At 63.5% G+C, this 16,089-nt stretch carries 17 protein-coding genes, 1 tRNA gene and 1 pseudogene; 9 read left to right on the top strand and 10 right to left on the bottom strand.

Annotated features, from left to right (window positions below):
• The first annotated feature begins 30 nt into the window (after nt 1-30).
• Together HAP48_RS25750 and HAP48_RS25755 are read left to right on the top strand one after the other, a co-directional pair.
• Entirely contained in the window at nt 31-1,578 is a 1,548-nt protein-coding gene (locus HAP48_RS25750; protein WP_166209005.1) for an acetolactate synthase large subunit, read from the top strand.
• Nucleotides 1,579-1,652: 74 nt separating this feature from the next.
• Nucleotides 1,653-2,189, top strand: coding sequence for a hypothetical protein (locus HAP48_RS25755; protein WP_166209002.1), 537 nt, complete (start codon nt 1,653-1,655; stop codon nt 2,187-2,189).
• Between the two features lie 407 nt (nt 2,190-2,596).
• Here the strand turns inward: HAP48_RS25755 and HAP48_RS25760 are convergent, their stop codons facing one another.
• Entirely contained in the window at nt 2,597-2,818 is a 222-nt protein-coding gene (locus HAP48_RS25760) for a hypothetical protein (protein WP_029080282.1), read from the bottom strand.
• Between the two features lie 180 nt (nt 2,819-2,998).
• Between HAP48_RS25760 and HAP48_RS25765 the strand changes: the two genes are divergently transcribed.
• Nucleotides 2,999-3,139 (top strand): hypothetical protein, encoded by a 141-nt coding sequence (locus HAP48_RS25765; protein WP_166208999.1) that lies wholly within the window; start codon nt 2,999-3,001, stop codon nt 3,137-3,139.
• Nucleotides 3,140-3,206: 67 nt separating this feature from the next.
• Here HAP48_RS25765 and HAP48_RS25770 read toward each other — a convergent pair whose 3' ends face one another.
• Nucleotides 3,207-3,578 (bottom strand): DUF4118 domain-containing protein, encoded by a 372-nt coding sequence (locus tag HAP48_RS25770; protein ID WP_166208996.1) that lies wholly within the window; start codon nt 3,576-3,578, stop codon nt 3,207-3,209.
• A gap of 184 nt (nt 3,579-3,762) precedes the next feature.
• Here HAP48_RS25770 and HAP48_RS25775 point away from each other — a divergent pair, with 184 nt between their 5' ends.
• A complete protein-coding gene (locus HAP48_RS25775) occupies nt 3,763-4,062 on the top strand; it encodes a hypothetical protein (RefSeq protein WP_166208993.1) in 300 nt (99 codons plus the stop codon).
• A gap of 145 nt (nt 4,063-4,207) precedes the next feature.
• Here HAP48_RS25775 and HAP48_RS25780 read toward each other — a convergent pair whose 3' ends face one another.
• From HAP48_RS25780 to HAP48_RS25810, 7 genes are all read right to left on the bottom strand, one after another.
• Nucleotides 4,208-4,915, bottom strand: a complete 708-nt coding sequence (locus HAP48_RS25780) for a hypothetical protein (protein WP_166208990.1) — start codon at nt 4,913-4,915, stop codon at nt 4,208-4,210.
• A 50-nt stretch (nt 4,916-4,965) separates the two neighbouring features.
• Entirely contained in the window at nt 4,966-5,310 is a 345-nt protein-coding gene (locus HAP48_RS25785) for a hypothetical protein (protein WP_166208985.1), read from the bottom strand.
• Between the two features lie 350 nt (nt 5,311-5,660).
• Nucleotides 5,661-6,790 (bottom strand): IS3-like element ISRj2 family transposase gene (locus HAP48_RS25790; protein WP_166204126.1). Its coding sequence is split into 2 segments (ribosomal slippage): nt 5,661-6,538 and nt 6,538-6,790, totalling 1,131 coding nucleotides; the frame shifts between segments, so codons are not numbered across the junction.
• Nucleotides 6,791-6,827: 37 nt separating this feature from the next.
• Nucleotides 6,828-7,073: a hypothetical protein gene (locus HAP48_RS25795; RefSeq protein WP_166208981.1), complete on the bottom strand. Its 246-nt coding sequence runs from the start codon at nt 7,071-7,073 to the stop codon at nt 6,828-6,830.
• 468 nt (nt 7,074-7,541) lie between these two features.
• Nucleotides 7,542-7,616, bottom strand: a tRNA-Val gene (locus HAP48_RS25800).
• A 157-nt stretch (nt 7,617-7,773) separates the two neighbouring features.
• Nucleotides 7,774-9,069 (bottom strand): coiled-coil domain-containing protein, encoded by a 1,296-nt coding sequence (locus tag HAP48_RS25805; protein WP_166208977.1) that lies wholly within the window; start codon nt 9,067-9,069, stop codon nt 7,774-7,776.
• Nucleotides 9,070-9,209: 140 nt separating this feature from the next.
• Entirely contained in the window at nt 9,210-9,815 is a 606-nt protein-coding gene (locus tag HAP48_RS25810; protein ID WP_166208974.1) for a DUF1134 domain-containing protein, read from the bottom strand.
• A gap of 153 nt (nt 9,816-9,968) precedes the next feature.
• Here HAP48_RS25810 and HAP48_RS25815 point away from each other — a divergent pair, with 153 nt between their 5' ends.
• Complete coding sequence (locus HAP48_RS25815) at nt 9,969-10,433, top strand: YHS domain-containing (seleno)protein (protein ID WP_166208971.1); 465 nt, start codon at nt 9,969-9,971, stop codon at nt 10,431-10,433.
• Here HAP48_RS25815 and cysQ read toward each other — a convergent pair whose 3' ends face one another.
• A complete protein-coding gene (gene cysQ, locus HAP48_RS25820; RefSeq protein ID WP_166208968.1) occupies nt 10,434-11,261 on the bottom strand; it encodes a 3'(2'),5'-bisphosphate nucleotidase CysQ in 828 nt (275 codons plus the stop codon). It lies immediately after the preceding gene.
• Nucleotides 11,262-11,524: 263 nt separating this feature from the next.
• Here cysQ and chpT point away from each other — a divergent pair, with 263 nt between their 5' ends.
• The 4 genes and pseudogenes from chpT (at nt 11,525) to HAP48_RS25840 (ending at nt 16,071) form a co-directional block, all read left to right on the top strand.
• Nucleotides 11,525-12,172, top strand: coding sequence for a histidine phosphotransferase ChpT (chpT, locus tag HAP48_RS25825; RefSeq protein WP_166208965.1), 648 nt, complete (start codon nt 11,525-11,527; stop codon nt 12,170-12,172).
• Between the two features lie 191 nt (nt 12,173-12,363).
• On the top strand, nt 12,364-15,096 hold the full coding sequence (locus HAP48_RS25830; protein WP_166208962.1) for a hybrid sensor histidine kinase/response regulator: 2,733 nt from the start codon (nt 12,364-12,366) through the stop codon (nt 15,094-15,096).
• A 77-nt stretch (nt 15,097-15,173) separates the two neighbouring features.
• Nucleotides 15,174-15,642 (top strand): annotated as a pseudogene (locus tag HAP48_RS25835) (chemotaxis protein CheW).
• A gap of 63 nt (nt 15,643-15,705) precedes the next feature.
• On the top strand, nt 15,706-16,071 hold the full coding sequence (locus tag HAP48_RS25840; RefSeq protein WP_166208959.1) for a response regulator: 366 nt from the start codon (nt 15,706-15,708) through the stop codon (nt 16,069-16,071).
• The last annotated feature ends 18 nt before the right edge of the window (nt 16,072-16,089 follow it).

Here is a 16,089-nt window from a genome sequence, read left to right on the forward strand (position 1 = left end):
TCAAGAAACATCTCTGGCGGGAGCGGGATCATGAACGGTGCGGAAAGTCTGGTGCGGACATTGGTCGCAGGCGGTGTGGACGTCTGCTTCACCAATCCGGGCACTTCGGAGATGCATTTCGTCGCGGCGCTGGACAAGGTGCCGGGCATGCGCTGCGTGCTCGGTCTGTTTGAAGGCGTGGTGACCGGTGCAGCCGACGGTTATTTCCGCATGAAGGGAACGCCGGCCTCGACACTGCTGCATCTCGGGCCCGGCCTCGCCAACGGCCTTGCCAATCTGCACAACGCCAAGAAGGCCCATTCCGGGATCGTCAACATCGTCGGCCAACACGCCACCTACCACATCGGCTACAACGCGCCGCTGACCTCTGACATCGAGGGTCTGGCGCGGCCGATGTCATCCTGGGTGCGCACCTCGCCGGATGCCAAGTCGGTCGCCGCCGATGGTGCGGCTGCGATCGCCGCGGCCAGGAGCGCGCCGCCGCAGATCGCAACCCTGATCCTGCCGGCCGACACCGCCTGGAACGAGGCCGACGGCATCGCCGAAACGCCTGTCGACACCCAGCGTCCGAGCTACTCGCCGCAGGCGGTCGAGCGTGCCGCGAAGATCCTGCACGGCGATGCCGCGCACACGCTGCTGCTGGTCACCGGCAGCGCGCTGACCGAACAGGGGCTGGCGCTCACCGAGCGCATCGCCGGCAAGACCGGCTGCACCGTGATGGGCCAGACCTATCATCCGCGCATGGCGCGCGGCCGCGGCCGGTTCTCGATCAACCGTATCCCCTATGTGATCGAGCAGGCGCTGCCGATCCTGAAGAATTTCCGTCACATCGTGCTGGTCGAGGCCAACGATCCCGTCGCGTTCTTCGCCTATCCGAACAAGCCGAGCATGTTGAAAGCGGAAGGCTGCGAGGTGCATCGCATGACCGCCTGGGGCGAGAATTCGGTCGCAGCGCTCGAGGCGCTCGCGGGCGCGCTGCATGCCGCGGCGCACGACGTCAAGCCGCAGCAGCACCAGGAACTGGCCAAGCCGACCGGCGCGCTCAATCACGCCTCGATCGCGCAGGCGATTGCGTGCGCGATCCCCGAGAACGCCATCATGGTCGATGAATCCGTCACCACCGGCCGCGGCTTCTTCCCGCCGACGGCGGCCTCAGCGCCGCATGACTGGCTGCAGAACATGGGCGGCTCGATCGGCTTCTCCACCCCGGTCGCAACCGGCGCCGCGGTCGCCTGTCCGGACCGCAAGGTGATCTGCATGGTCGGCGACGGCTCGGCGATGTACACGATCCAGTCGCTGTGGACGCAGGCGCGCGAAGGGCTCAACGTCGTGACCATCGTGTTCGCCAACCGCATCTACCAGATCCTGCGCGGCGAGTTCGACGGCGTCGGCGCCGGCGAGCCGGGCAAGCGGGCGCAGGACATGCTGAAGATCGATCGCCCGACGCTCGACTTCGTCGCGCTCGCCAGGGGCATGGGCGTGCCGGGCAGGGCGGTGACGACGGCCGACGAGTTCAACAAGGCGCTGGCGGAAGCCGTTGCCGAGCCGGGACCGCGGCTGATCGAAGTGCAGATGTAGACACACCGCTTTAGAAGGCCGCGGCGGCGGCCCGCGATGAAGCTCATCGCGCATTAGTCCAGTCGGAGGCGCCAATGCAGACCGAGCTGAACAAGGTGATCGCCGCCGTCGAGGAGTTTTATGCGCAGGAGACGTTCCTGCTGGAGCGCGACCTCGGCGAGCGAACGCTTACTCACCGGCTGGCCGTCTATGTCGAGCGGCAGTTTTCCGGCTGGCAGGTCGATTGCAACTACGACCGGCTCGGCGAGCGCACCCTGCGGCTGCCGCGCGGCTCGACGATCTCGACCGATGACCATCTCGGCAAGTCGATCTATCCCGATATCGTCGTGCATCAGCGCGACATCCCGAACAATCTGCTGGCCATCGAGCTGCGCAAGGACGGCAATCACCAGCCCGTCGAGCACGATCAGCGCAAGCTGCAGGCGCTGACCGATCCGAATGTCTGGTTCGCCTACGCGGTCGGCGTGCTGCTGATCGTGGGAAAGGACGGGGTGAGCCTGTCCGAGGTCTATGCCGGCGGCGTCATCGACAGCACCGCATCACGCTGGTTTGCCGAGCGGCTGGATGCGGGCGGGCTTGCGGGCAAGCATGACAATAGCGCTCAGCACTAAGTCCATGGATGAATCTTCTCTCCGCATTGCCGTGATAGCCCGTTTGGATCATGCGCCACCTTCGCATGCGCGGCAGAACAGAAGGCGCGGGAGGTGGAGCAATTACTGAGGCTGGTGGTCAATTTCAGAACGATCCGATGGCGGTGCGGATTACCGGCTTCGCAACTCTTTCGCTCCCCCTCCCGCACTTGACTTCACGGGCTCAGCTCTCGCTCCCCAAACCGGCGGCGCAGCCGATTGCGACGTGACGGGTCGAGACAGCCCGCGAACCGAGACAGAAAAGGCCGCCCTCGGGCGGCCTTTTCCGTGATCTTCGAGATCGCCAAGAGATCGCCAAGAGATCGCCAAGAGATCGCCAAGAGATCGCCAAGAGATCGCAAAGCGCGATTGTGGGCGATTGCTTCTGTCTATTGCTTGGCCGCGTCGTCGCCGGTCTTTTCCCCAGTCTTGGCGCTCGATTTCTTTGCGGCTTTCTTCGCCTTCTTCTTCGGCGCCATCTTGGACGCCTCGCCCTTGGCCGCGGTGTCGCCGCTTGCGGCGGGGGCCGGGCTCGTGCCCGCCTTGTCCTGCGCGAGTGCGGCGGACGAGACGAAGGCAAGCGCCGTGGCGGCGAGGATCAATGTTCGCATCGGATGGTTCTCCCAAGTTGGTTTCCAGCGCCCCTCAACGGGACAGAATGTCGCAGGTTCCGCGACCGCGATCAGCAGTCCGTGAGCAGCGCGTGAACGGCGCAACCATCGCGCAGGCGTCGGAACCGGGAACCTCGAGCCGCGTTATGTCGCTGGGCAGGAGTTCCGAGGAGACGCGCCATGCGCTGGCGATCGATGACGGAAACCACCGGCACCATGCTCGATACCGCCCCCGAGGACAGCTTCTACGCGGTGGGCTGGACGGTCAGCGGCGTGGCGACCCTGGCGACCATCGTTGCGGTCTGGATGTTCGGGATCTGACGGCGACGGTCCTTCCAGACCACCGGCTTGCCGGCACCGGCAAGCAGCATTGGCATGCATCGGCGACTTACTTCCGCAAGATCACCAGCGCTTCCCGATAGAGCTGCGAGAAGCAGACCAGCAGCGCGCTCGACAGCAGGAACATCGCGAGGCTGTCATAGTCTTCAGGGGTGGGCCAGCCGAAGTCGAAATAGGGCGGCATGAACGCCCACCAGACGATCGGAACCGTGATGATGGTGGCAAAGGCGCCGGCCGGCGCGCCGCCCATCAGGCCGGCGATCAGGATCGCCGGCACAAAACCCGCGAAATAGAGCTGCATGCCGAAGCTCGTGAACATCTCCTGAGTCGCGGTGGCGAGCACCACGGCCAGCAGGGCGACCACGAACGTCGACAACGACCACGGCCGCAGCTTCAGAATGTAGTCATTGCCCTTGCGCATCGAGACGTCCCGGCCTCCGCGAGTTCCGGGAAGGTAGCCGAGGAGGCTCGCGAATAAAACACCGTAGGACTCCGTGGGGGGGGGCGGCGTTCTGTTCGATACCGTGAAAAGGAACCGGCCCGGTCAAGCCCCTGCCGCATTGTCGCGCTTATTGCGTTGCGGCAAGGTGATTGGGGACGACACAATGCTGGAGCTTCTGATTGTCGTTCTCGTCGCCGGGATCGGATTCGCATCGGGATATGGCGTCCGCGAGCTGATTTCGCGCCGCCGGCGCCGGTCGCCGTTACGCGTTCACGCGCCGAAGGCGCGAGCCGCCAATGACGACATCTCGATGCAAGGCCGGCAGCGGCCGACCGGCACGCAACAGGCCAATCACGCCACCCCGCCCGACGAACTCGACGGCGCCGTTCGCGACCTGCTCGGCGAACTCAGCCGGCGCACCGCCAAGCCGTCATCATCGGCACAGCACCGCCGCCGGCAATGAACGAAAGCGGTCGATCTGCTGGGAGGGGATGGTGGACGCACAAGGGATCGAACCTTGGACCTCTCCCGTGTGAAGGCCCTCCCTGTGCTCGATTTTTCTAGGCTTTTTTGCTTCGAAATGCCGTTCCCCGGTTATTCCCCGCATTCTATTCTTCGATTTCATCGCTGAAATGGACAATGACAGGCATCACAACGGTCTGTCGCGCACCCGGATTCTCAGGGGCGGCTCGAGTTGCAAATGTCCAACTGACCGTCTTGCAAGTTCGACGTGAGTGTTTTGCGTTCGCGTAGCGATATGTGAGCTCGTACCTCAAGTGGGCTGACAAATGGTGCTCCAGCCCGTCGGTCTGCACGACGGTGCGGACCGGAACGTCCTCCATCCTGACGAACAAGGTTTTCGAAGCATTGCCGTTGATAGGAAAGGATGCGTCCATTGGCTGGTCGAGATCCTTGCCGTTGATCGTCGCGAAAAGCTTGCCCTCAACCTCCATCAGCTTTGACATCGTGTTGAATAAATCGACGCCGAGCTCAACTGAGCAGGCCGGGTTGCGCGGGTAAACTGCCATCTTGGCAGTCGGCTTGCCTTCGACACGAAGGCTTCCGAGTTCCGGCCGGGATGAAAGCAGGTTGCGAATGCGGTCATCAGCATTCAGCGCAAGCCATAAGACGACAGCGATGATGCCGATCAGCACCGCTGCCGACGATACAATGAAAGATCGCTGTTCTGCCGAAAGGTGAGGAAGCCAGTAGCCGAGCTGCAGAGCTTTCTCGTTGAGGCCAAATGCGCCGGCAATGATGCGGACGGTGATCCAAGCCAAGAGGCCGACCACAACGCTGCTGATATATTTGCTCATGAACTATGCGCGCTCTCGTCCTCATCCGGTCCCGACATTATCCCCAGTTCTCACGCGCCAGCCTTGCCGCCCTCCTGTTGCAAACTGTGATAGGTCTGCCCGAACGACGGATTGTACTTTTGCGCTTCTGCAAGTGGGACGACCGGTATCCAGAAACACTGCTTGTGATGAGTACCGAAGACGTCTTTCACCGCGACCTTCACCCGCGTTCGATGCGACTTAGGAAACGGCATGAAGCCACCCCAGCTATCCCGCTGCTCGAAGTAAACCACCCCATTCACCGACTGGCCGGCTTGAAGATAGACATCGGTCGAACGGCCCGTCGTTGCGCTTCCTTGAAATAATGACGGATATATTTTGATGTGCTGACCGACGTCCGCCTGGAAATCGGTCATCGTGATGGCTGGCTGATCCAGCCAGTACCAAAAAAGACGATATCTCACCCACTCGAAGGTGAATCTTGGTCGAAGGTACCAGTGATATCCGAGGGACACGTTCTCAATGCTTGTCGCCGCCGTTCCGACGTTGCTAACTCGCAGATATAAGGAGAGTGCGGTGCGATGGACCGGGAAATCCCCGTGTTTTGCACCAGTTGTGAAAGAGCTGGCGCCGGTTGTTTGGACAGCGCCCCGCGGGATTTAAGTGGATTCCTGCCGGGTTATGCTGAACGCGGGGCCTTACGATTTTGTCGTTGCGTCGGGAGGGCGTAGCCCGACCAGAGCGACGACAAAATCGTCGGCGACGGTCATGCGGCCATCACCATAGCTTGCGTGCCGAAGTAAGCCTCGTCGGGCGTGCGCCCGTCAAGGCTCGAGTGAGGGCGTCCCTGATTGTAGAAGGCCAGATACTTGGCAATTGACGCTCGCGCCTCGGACACGCTGTCGTAGGCGCGGAGATAAACTTCTTCGTATTTGACCGTGCGCCAGAGCCGCTCGACAAACACGTTGTCGCGCCAGGCGCCCTTGCCGTCCATGCTGATGGCGATCTTCGCGTCCAGCAGCACATCGGTGAACTCGAGGCTGGTGAACTGGCTGCCCTGGTCCGTGTTGAAAATCTCGGGCCTGCCGTGCTTCGCCAACGCCTCCTGGACCGCTTCGACGCAGAAGGCCGCCTCCATTGTGATCGAGACGCGATGGGCCAGGACCCGTCGGCTGAACACATCGACGACCGCCGCGAGATAGACGAAGCCACGCCGCATCGGAATGTAGGTGATGTCCATTGCCCACGCCTGGTCGGGCCGCTCGATCTTCAATCCGCGCAACAGGTACGGGTAGATCTTGTGACCCGGTGCCGGCTTACTCGTGTTCGGGCGACGATAGACCGCCTCGATCCCCATGCGCTTCATCAGCGTCGCGATGTGGCGGCGACCGGCGTATACGCCCTCCCGCCGCAGCAACGATCGCTGCATACGCGCTCCCGCGAAGGGATAATCGAGATGCAGCTCATCGAGCCGACGCATCAAGGCAAGGTCCTCGGCCGAAACTGGCCGAGGTTCATAGTAGACCGTGCTGCGAGCCAGCTTCAGGACCTTCGCCTGGCGCACGATAGAAAGATCATGACCGCGGTCGATCATCGCTTTGCGCTCAGCAGGCCCGCCTTGGTGAGCGCGCCGGACAAAAAATCGTTTTCCAACGCCAGCTCGCCGATCTTGGCATGTAACGCCTTCAAATCGACCGGCGTCTCGGCCGACGCCTTGTCATGCCCAAACACGCCGGCGGCGCCTTCCAGGAGCTGGTTTTTCCAGATCGTGATCTGGTTCGGATGAACATCAAACAGTTGCGCCAGCTCCGCCAGCGTCTTGTCGCCTTTGACCGCAGCCAAAGCAACCTTCGCCTTGAATGCCGGAGAATGCATCCGGCGGCTCTTCTTCGTCATCTTCGCTCCTGATTCGCGGCAAGAATCCTCGCCGCTGTCAGGCAGAAAATCCACTCAAGCTACTGTCCGAATTTGCGGAGCCAGCTCTGAACGTGGTGCACAGGGTGGGGCCGGGAATAATCGCTAATTTGAGCTTCGGCTTTCTGCGAAGCGCTCCAAAAATTCCTGATGCCCACCCGAACAGGGCCGTTAACAAGAATATCGCGGCCGATACAACGCCTTGATTGTCGTTAAGCCATTTTTGAGCTTCGTTGTCGTTGAGCCAGCTCAGGATTGCGGCCACTAACGTCCCCCCATTTCATCGCTCCCCGCGGACCTTTCGCTTCGCAAAGACGGGGACCGGCAATAGGTCCGGCCGTCGAGCCTCGGCGCTCGCCATGGTGTGCTTATAGCGATCGGCCGAGTCCGGGTCCTTCGAGATGGCCTCTAAAGTTTCAACACTTAAAGGATGTCTCGGGGCAGAACAACAATCCGTAGATGCATGGTCTCGACTCTTATGTTCAGAAATCTACTCTTGCTCAACTCGCGGTCGGTCTCAGGTTGGGTCGTCCGGTGGCACGTCTCCCGGGATGATGCCATCCTGCCGGTGTTTTGCCCGACCGGTCAATCAAGTTCAGAAATGGCGTAACCCATTGATCCGGCTTGCGTCGGCTACTTTGCATGGGGTTGTTTTCGACATTTTTGATGAGGCGGTCCCGAAGGGCGCCAGAATGTCGTCAATCGTCCGTACCCGGCGGTTCAGGAAGGGGAATGGTGGACGCACAAGGGATCGAACCTTGGACCTCTCCCGTGTGAAGGGAACGCTCTCCCGCTGAGCTATGCGTCCGGGATGTGACGTGCCAAAGGCCGCTGGTCGGCGGCCGGTCGATAGAGGCGCTTCGTCAGAGCGTGCGATTTACGAAGTGCCGGGTAGGGGTGTCAAGCCAAGACCTTCAGGAGACCTCAAGGAATCAAGGCTTGCAGGACATCAAACCCTGCGGGGGTCAGGCGCCCTGCTGGCGGGCGCGGGAGGCGTGTGACTGCAGCGCCCGGATGCGTTCGGCCAGCGTCCCGCCGCCTTCGGGCATCGCGCTGCCAGGCGAGACGCCATTGGCGGCACCGTTGGCGGGCTTGGCGGTCGCCTTGGCCGGCACGGTCGGCTCGGCCGCCAGCATGGCCTCGATCGCCGAGTTCGGTCCCTCAAGCTGGATCGCGAGCTTGGCGACTTCGGCCGCGATGTCGTTGATGCGCTCGCGCAGCAGCGCGTTCTCCATCCGCTCGGTCGCCCAGGAGCTTTCGGCCTGCTGCTGGATCGCGTTGATGTCGCGTTGCAGCTTGCCGCGTTCGTCGCGGGCGATGCGCAGCTGCTCTTCGGCAGCGGCCTTCTCCTGGCGCAGCTTCTCGAGCGCGGACGATTTGCCGCCGCCTGCCGCCGCGATCTCCTCGCGCAGCTCCTGCACCGTCCGCTCGGCGGCGGCGTTGGCCTGCTTGAGCTGGCCGTTCTCGAACTCACGCTCGGCAAGCAGCTTGCCCTGGGTCGCGAGCCGCCCCTCGAGATCGGTGACGCGATTGCCGAGCATCTCGGCTTCCTTGACCTGGACGATCAGCTGGCGATCGAGATCGGTGACGCGCTGGCTCAGATTCTCGACCCGGCCGCGCGCATCGGTGAGATCGCGCGTCGCGGTTTCCGACTGGCTGCGCTCCTGGGCGAGGCGGGCCTCGGTCGCCGCGAACTCCCGGGCGGCATCGCCGACCCGGTTCTTCAACTCCTCGACCTGGGTCCGCACCGCGACCAGTTCGATCTGGCGGCTGTCGGCCGTCATGGAGCGGTCGTTGAGCGCGGCGTTGATCTTGCCGAGCTCGCTCTGCTTGTCGGTCAGCGCCTGCTCGGCATTGCGCAGCAGCTCGGTCTTGGCGGTGAACTCTTCCTCGGTGGCGCGAAGCTGCTCCTTCATCGCCTTCTCGCGCGCCTCCAGCGCGAAGATCGCGGCGTTCTTCTCGCCCAGCTCGATCTTCATGCGATTGATCGCGTCGGTCTTCTTGCCGATCTCGGCGAGCTGGCTTGTGGTCTTGCTCTTGAGCTGATCGACGCTCATCTCGAGCCGGCGGGCCGACATCGCGAACTCGGCGCGGAGCTGGTCCTTGTCGGCCTGGATCTCGGCCATCGACAGCGGGGTGGCAGCCTCCATGCGGCGCGTGGTCAGCCGCACCGCCCGGTTATGCACCAGGGGCACGATCATCAGGCCGCACAGCATCGAGATCAGGAAACCGATCGCCGCGTACATGATCGGCTCGATCATGAAGGGTCACTCCAAGAAAGAAGGAATTTGTTAATCACAATGCCACGGCAGGCCAGCCGAAGGCCAGCCCGTTTGCCGCGTTAACCTGAATCGCTAACTGTGCCGGAGCGCCGGCGTCATTACCCGATCAGGGCGGCGACCTAGAATGGGTTCCAGGTCGCGCGCGGGGTGTATTTGAGATAGCCGACGCTGGCGCCGAGCCGCAGGCCGATGCCCGAGCGAATCGGGACCAGCACGATGTTGTTGGCGGTCAGTGCCGTCATGCCGAAGCCGCCGACGATATAGGCCGAGCCGTCGATGCCGACGAAGCGCTGATAGATCGCCTGCGTCGAGGGCAGGTTGTAGACCAGCGTCATGGTCCGGGCGCCGTCGCCGCCCCAGTCGAAGCCGACCGAAGGACCTTGCCAGTAGACCCTGAGGTCGCCGGCGTTCTTGGTGTAGAGCGTGCCCTCGCCATAGCGCAGCCCGGCCACGAACGCGCCGGAGCCTTCCTCGCCGAGCACATAGCCGTTCGGCAGACCCCATTGGCTGACCGCGCGCTCGATGACCGAGGCCAGCCCGCGCGAGACATTGCCGAAGAACTTGTGTCCGGCTCCGACCAGCTCGCCGGGCCCGTAAGTATACGGGGTCGGGTCACGCTGCGGCGGCGGATATTGCGGTGGCGGCGCCTGCTGTGCCGATGCCCCCGCGCTCCAGCACATCAGCGCGGCGAACGCGACCGCGGCAAGGCGTGATGCGAAACTCATAAAGAACCCCTGCTATCGAATCCCGGGCGTTGCCCTTTAACCTGATGCCAACAGGCACGGCTCTAGGTTGCGTCCAGTGTCCCCTCGACTCGGATGTTATCGGTATCAACTATGACGGTACAACGGCAGGAAAGATATGGATCGTGCCGGGGGATGGCGTTTTTCGGCCTGTTGGCGGGCATTTTGGCGGCTATCTGGCCGCCGCTGCCTGTTGCGGCCACCACGACCGAGCGCGTGGTGACGAACCGCTACTCGGGATTGGCGATCGAGGGATTCGATCCCGTCGCCTATTTCACCGACGCTGCCGCCACCCAGGGGCGGCCCGAATTCGAGGCCGCCGCAAGCGGCGTGGTTTGGCGTTTCCGCAACGAGGGCAACCGCGCCTCGTTCGTGGCGCATCCCGAAATCTATGGACCGCAGTTCGGCGGCTATGATCCGACCGACCTGGTGCGGGGCGTCACCTGTGCAGGCAATCCGCGATTCTGGGCGGTGGTCGGGAACCGGCTTTACCTGTTCAACCGGGAACGCAGCCGCGATGCCTTCGCTGCCGATCCCGCGCACTTCCTGAATGAAGCCACGGCGCGCTGGCCGGAGCTGGCAGAAAATCTCGCGCAGTGATCACGTCGCTGCGGCCGGGTCGCCCCAGGCAATGAACTCCGGCACCAGAAAGTCCTCGCGGCCGAGCCCGAAATGCAGTGGGCCTCCGCTCGCATCGGTTACCTTCCCGCCGGCGGCAACGACGACCGCGTGACCGGCCGCCACGTCCCATTCGGATGTGGGCGACAGGCGGGGATAGATGTCGACCTGACCTTCGGCGACACGGCCGAACTTGACGGCCGAGCCCAGCACGGCGCGGACCGCGCCGCCGCGTTCGTCGATGAAGGCTTCGGTGCGCGCATCGCCATGTGAGCGGCTGACCGCAACCGTCCAGGGCGCGCCGCGCGGCGGGCAGAGACGGGTCTTGATCGGCACGGCTTGCGCAACCGCGCCGTTCTGCAGCGTCAATCGCTCGGCGCCCTTGCCGACGATGCCGCGCCAGATCAAGCCGAGCGCGGGCGCACCGACGATGCCGAGCAGCGGCACGCCGTGCGTGACCAGCGCCACATTGACGGTGAATTCATTGCGGCCGGCGACGAACTCCTTTGTGCCGTCGAGCGGATCGATCAGGAAGAAACTGTCCTTGTAGGGTGGCGTCGCCAGATGGACACGCTCCTCCGACAGCAGCGACACGTGCGGCGCCAGCCGCGTCAGCCCTTCGACGATGATATGGTCGGCGGCGAGATCGGCCTCGGTCACCGGCGAGCCGTCACTCTTGCCGGTGACATTCATCGCGGAACGGTTGACCGCAAGAATCGCTTCGCCGGCCCGGATCGCCAGTTCGGTCAGCGATTCGAGCAGCGTGGCGGCGGCCTCGCAGCCGATCACGGGCGGCTGTGCCTTATTCATGGGCGGGTCTCATATCCTGTTCGTCTTCCCCAGAGATCGTGATGCGATGACTCGGTCTCGCATCATGATCTCATCTCCTTGTTTGAGCGTGATCTTTTCGGAAAACCCGCTTCCACTGTGCGTGAACGCGGCGGTTCCGGTCCGGATCATGCTTTATCAGTCCCGCCGCAAGCTGGCAGCATCCGTCTGCGCGGTGTATCAAGCCGACAGGCATGCGTGATTCGCACTCCTCCCGCGGCGTGCGGTTTTCCAGGAAACAATCAATGTCTGGCACTTCGTCTCCCGGTCCCGCTCCCGATGCGCTCGAACTCGCGGCGCTGTTGTGCTCGCGGGTCTGTCACGATCTCATCAGTCCGGTCGGCGCGATCGTCAATGGGCTTGAGGTCCTTGACGACAATCCCAAGCCCGAAGACCGCGACTTCGCGCTCGATCTCATTCGCAAGAGCGCCAAGACCGCGTCGGCCCGGTTGCAGTTCTGCCGGCTGGCGTTCGGCGCCGCCGGTTCCTCCGGCGCGCAGATCGACCTCGGCGACGCCCAGAACATGGCTAAGGGGCATATCGAGGACGGCAAGGTGACGCTGACCTGGAATTTGCCGCGGCTGCTGTTGCCGAAGAACCGGGTCAAGCTGCTGCTGAACATGCTGGTCATCGCGCAGCAGACGATACCGCGCGGCGGCACGCTGATCATCGATCCGGTCGGCGACGGCGAGACCATGAGCTTCCGCATCACAGCCGCAGGCCTCAATGCGCGGGTGCCGCAGAACATCGTCGATCTCTTGAATGCGACGTCGTCAAATACGGTCGATGCGCATGCGGTGCAGCCGCATTACACCCGCCTGCTCGCGGACGCCTGCGGGCTGAAGGTGACGCTCGCGCTCGATGGCGATAAGGTCATTATCGCAGCGTCCTGAACGCGGCCGCGGCGACATCATTAATCAAAGGTTACGACCGGCCGCGCGATTCGATCGCGCGGCCTTATCTCTTTGTTGATCCCGTTCTTTTCCATTTACTCAACCAAACTTAAACGCTTTGCGGACAAGCTGGCCCGGTTCCGTCAGGCGCGTCGATGTCGCGCGCCGCCGCGTTTTCGAAGGTTGGTTTCATGGACGATCTGTTGCGCGAGTTCCTGACGGAGAGCAGCGAGAGCCTGGATACGGTCGACAACCAGCTGGTGCAGTTCGAGCAGGATCCGAACAACGCGAAGATCCTGGATAACATTTTCCGCCTGGTGCACACCATCAAGGGCACCTGCGGCTTCCTCGGGCTGCCGCGGCTGGAAGCGCTGGCGCATGCCGGCGAGACCCTGATGGGCAAATTCCGCGACGGCATGCCGGTGAAGGCGGAAGCCGTGACGCTGATCCTGTCCTCGATCGACCGCATCAAGGAGATCCTTGCAGGGCTCGAGGCCACCGAGGCCGAGCCTGAAGGCAACGACCGCGGTCTGATTGATCAGCTGGAAGCGATGGTCGAGCGCGGCATGGCCGCAATGGCCGCTGGTGAGACGGCCGAAGAAGACGTGCCTGTCGTCGAAGCGCCGTCCGTGCAGGCTGACATGACCCAAGCGATGACTGAAGGCACGCTGGTGGTGCAGACGCTGGAGCGTCCGCTGCGTCCGGGCGAGGTCTCGCTCGACGAGCTCGAGCGCGCCTTCCGCGAGACCGCGACCGAAGTCGCCGCACCCACTGCCGTTGCCAAGCCTGCGGCCGTGGCTCCCGCTGCCGAAGCTGCCGAGCCCGCGAAGAAGCCGGCCCGCAAGGCCGCCGGTGAGGATGTCCAGGAAGGCGACAAGATCGCCAACCAGTCGATCCGGGTCAATGTCGACACCCTCGAACACCTCATGACCATGGTCTCCGAGCTGGTGCTGACCCGCAACCAGCTGCTCGAGATCTCAAGGCGCAACGAGGACACCGAGTTCAAGGTGCCGCTGCAGCGGCTCTCCAACGTCACCGCCGAGCTGCAGGAGGGCGTCATGAAGACGCGCATGCAGCCGATCGGCAATGCCTGGCAGAAGCTGCCCCGCATCGTCCGCGACCTCTCCGGCGAACTCGCCAAGCAGATCGAACTGGAAATGCACGGCGCCGACACCGAGCTCGACCGCCAGGTGCTCGACCTGATCAAGGATCCCCTGACGCACATGGTGCGCAACTCCGCCGACCATGGCCTGGAGACCACCGCCGAGCGGGTCGCGGCCGGCAAGCCCGAGCAGGGCACCATTCGCCTCTCCGCCTATCACGAGGGCGGCCACATCATCATCTGCATCGCCGACAATGGCCGCGGGCTCAACACCGAGCGGATCAAGGCCAAGGCGCTCCAGAACGGCCTCGTCACCGAGGCTGAGCTGGAGAAGATGACCGAAGCCCAGACCCACAAGTTCATCTTCGCGCCGGGCTTCTCGACCGCAGCGCAGGTGACCTCGGTATCCGGCCGCGGCGTCGGCATGGACGTGGTGCGCACCAACATCGACCAGATCGGCGGCACCATCGACATCAAGAGCGTGGCCGGCGAGGGCGCCTCCGTCACCATCAAGATCCCGCTGACCCTGGCGATCGTCTCCGCCTTGATCGTTGAAGCCGGCGGCGACCGTTTTGCCATTCCGCAGCTCTCGGTCGTTGAGCTGGTACGGGCCCGCGCCAACTCCGAGCACCGCATCGAGCGGATCAAGGACACCGCGGTCCTGCGGCTGCGCAACAAGCTGCTGCCGTTGATCCATCTCAAGAAGCTGCTCAAGATCGACGACGGCGCGACCACCACCGACGCCGAGAACGGCTTCATCGTGGTCACGCAAGTCGGCAGCCAGACCTTTGGCATCGTGGTCGACGGCGTGTTCCACACCGAGGAGATCGTGGTCAAGCCGATGTCCACCAAGCTGCGTCACATCGACATGTTCTCCGGCAACACCATTCTGGGCGATGGCGCCGTGATCATGATCATCGATCCCAACGGCATCGCCAAGGCGCTCGGCGCCTCCGGCTCCTCGGCCCATGACATGGCCGAGGACAATGCGAATGCCCACGCCTCGAGCGGCGAGCAGCTGACCTCGCTGCTGGTGTTCCGCGCCGGATCGAACCAGCCCAAGGCGGTGCCGCTCGGCCTCGTCACCCGGCTGGAAGAGATCGCAACCGACAAGATCGAGCTCAGTAACGGCCGCTACATGGTGCAGTACCGCGAGCAGCTGATGCCGCTGGTGCAGATGGCCGGTGTCGAGGTGCAGACACAAGGCGCGCAGCCGATCCTGGTGTTCGCCGACGACGGCCGCTCGATGGGGCTCGTGGTCGACGAGATCATCGACATCGTCGAGGAGCGGCTCAACATCGAGGTCGCAGGCTCGCAGGACGGCATTCTGGGCTCGGCCGTGATCAAGGGCCAGGCCACCGAGGTGATCGACGTCGGCCACTTCCTGCCGATGGCGTTCGCCGACTGGTTCTCGCGCAAGGAGATGCGGCCGTCGGCGTCAGCGCAGTCGGTGCTGCTGGTCGACGACAGCGCGTTCTTCCGCAACATGCTGGCGCCGGTCTTGAAGGCCGCCGGCTACAAGGTGCGCACCGCGCCGAACGCCCAGGAAGGGCTCGCCGCGCTGCGCTCGGGGCAGGCCTTCGACGTGGTGCTGACCGACATCGAGATGCCCGAGATGAACGGCTTCGAGTTCGCCGAGAACATCCGCAGCGACCACAATCTGATCGGGCTGCCGATCATCGCGCTGTCGGCGATGGTGTCGCCGGCGGCGATCGAGCGCGGCCGGCAGGCCGGCTTCCACGACTATGTCGCCAAGTTTGACCGTCCCGGACTGATCGCGGCGCTGAAAGAACAGACCGCCGAGCTGCGTCGGGCGGCCTAGAGCATGATCCGGAAAAGTGGGAACCGGTTTTCCGATCGGATCATGCTCAAACAAAGGACTCGAAGGAAACAGGATCGATGACCAGCAAGACCGAGACCAGCGAAGGCGCGATGGCCGAATACGTCACCGCCGTGATCGGCGGGCAGCTGTTCGGGCTGCCGATCTCGCGGGTGCAGGACGTGTTCATGCCGGAGCGGCTGACGCGCGTTCCCTTGTCGTCGGCCGAGATCGCCGGCGTGCTCAATTTGCGCGGCCGCATCGTCACCGTGGTCGACATGCGCGCCCGGCTCGGGCTGCCGAAGGCCGCTGACGGCCAGCCGCCGATGGCGGTCGGGGTCGACCAGCGCGGCGAATCCTATGGTCTTGATCGACCAGATCGGCGAAGTGCTGCGGCTGCCCGACGACAGCCGCCAGGACAACCCGGTCAACCTCGATCCCCGCATGGCCAAGCTCGCCGGCGGCGTCTACCGCCTCGACGGCCAGCTCATGGTCGTCCTCGATATCGATCGTGTGCTCGAACTGGTGCCCGACGCCAAAGCGGCGTGAACAGGGCCGCCAGAACTGAAGAACTGAAACATCCCAACGGGGATGAGGAAGTAGAGGTCGCAAATGAGAACCTGTCTTGTTGTCGATGACTCAAGCGTCATTCGCAAGGTCGCCCGCCGCATCCTGGAAGGGCTCGACTTCCAGATCATCGAGGCCGAGGACGGCGCCAAGGCGCTCGAAGCCTGCAAGCGGGCGATGCCGGAGGCGGTGCTGCTCGACTGGAACATGCCGGTCATGGACGGCTACGAGTTTCTTGGCAATCTCCGCCGCATGCCCGGCGGTGATCAGCCCAAGGTCGTGTTCTGCACCAGCGAGAATGACGTCGCGCATATCGCACGCGCGCTGCATGCCGGTGCCAACGAATACATCATGAAGCCGTTCGACCGGGACATCGTCACCGCGAAGTTCCAGGAAGTCGGTCTGATTTAAGTCCATCGTTCGATCCGG

This window comes from Bradyrhizobium septentrionale (assembly GCF_011516645.4).
GTDB classification, from domain to species: Bacteria; Pseudomonadota; Alphaproteobacteria; order Rhizobiales; family Xanthobacteraceae; genus Bradyrhizobium; species Bradyrhizobium septentrionale.

Coding starts and splice junctions, on each gene's coding strand:
- HAP48_RS25750 (WP_166209005.1), top strand. CDS start 31: ATGAACGGTGCGGAAAGTCTGGTGCGGACATTGGTCGCAGGCGGTGTG.
- HAP48_RS25755 (WP_166209002.1), top strand. CDS start 1,653: ATGCAGACCGAGCTGAACAAGGTGATCGCCGCCGTCGAGGAGTTTTAT.
- HAP48_RS25760 (WP_029080282.1), bottom strand. CDS start 2,818: ATGCGAACATTGATCCTCGCCGCCACGGCGCTTGCCTTCGTCTCGTCC.
- HAP48_RS25765 (WP_166208999.1), top strand. CDS start 2,999: ATGCGCTGGCGATCGATGACGGAAACCACCGGCACCATGCTCGATACC.
- HAP48_RS25770 (WP_166208996.1), bottom strand. CDS start 3,578: ATGCGCAAGGGCAATGACTACATTCTGAAGCTGCGGCCGTGGTCGTTG.
- HAP48_RS25775 (WP_166208993.1), top strand. CDS start 3,763: ATGCTGGAGCTTCTGATTGTCGTTCTCGTCGCCGGGATCGGATTCGCA.
- HAP48_RS25780 (WP_166208990.1), bottom strand. CDS start 4,915: ATGAGCAAATATATCAGCAGCGTTGTGGTCGGCCTCTTGGCTTGGATC.
- HAP48_RS25785 (WP_166208985.1), bottom strand. CDS start 5,310: ATGACCGATTTCCAGGCGGACGTCGGTCAGCACATCAAAATATATCCG.
- HAP48_RS25805 (WP_166208977.1), bottom strand. CDS start 9,069: ATGATCGAGCCGATCATGTACGCGGCGATCGGTTTCCTGATCTCGATG.
- HAP48_RS25810 (WP_166208974.1), bottom strand. CDS start 9,815: ATGAGTTTCGCATCACGCCTTGCCGCGGTCGCGTTCGCCGCGCTGATG.
- HAP48_RS25815 (WP_166208971.1), top strand. CDS start 9,969: ATGGCGTTTTTCGGCCTGTTGGCGGGCATTTTGGCGGCTATCTGGCCG.
- cysQ (WP_166208968.1), bottom strand. CDS start 11,261: ATGAATAAGGCACAGCCGCCCGTGATCGGCTGCGAGGCCGCCGCCACG.
- chpT (WP_166208965.1), top strand. CDS start 11,525: ATGTCTGGCACTTCGTCTCCCGGTCCCGCTCCCGATGCGCTCGAACTC.
- HAP48_RS25830 (WP_166208962.1), top strand. CDS start 12,364: ATGGACGATCTGTTGCGCGAGTTCCTGACGGAGAGCAGCGAGAGCCTG.
- HAP48_RS25840 (WP_166208959.1), top strand. CDS start 15,706: ATGAGAACCTGTCTTGTTGTCGATGACTCAAGCGTCATTCGCAAGGTC.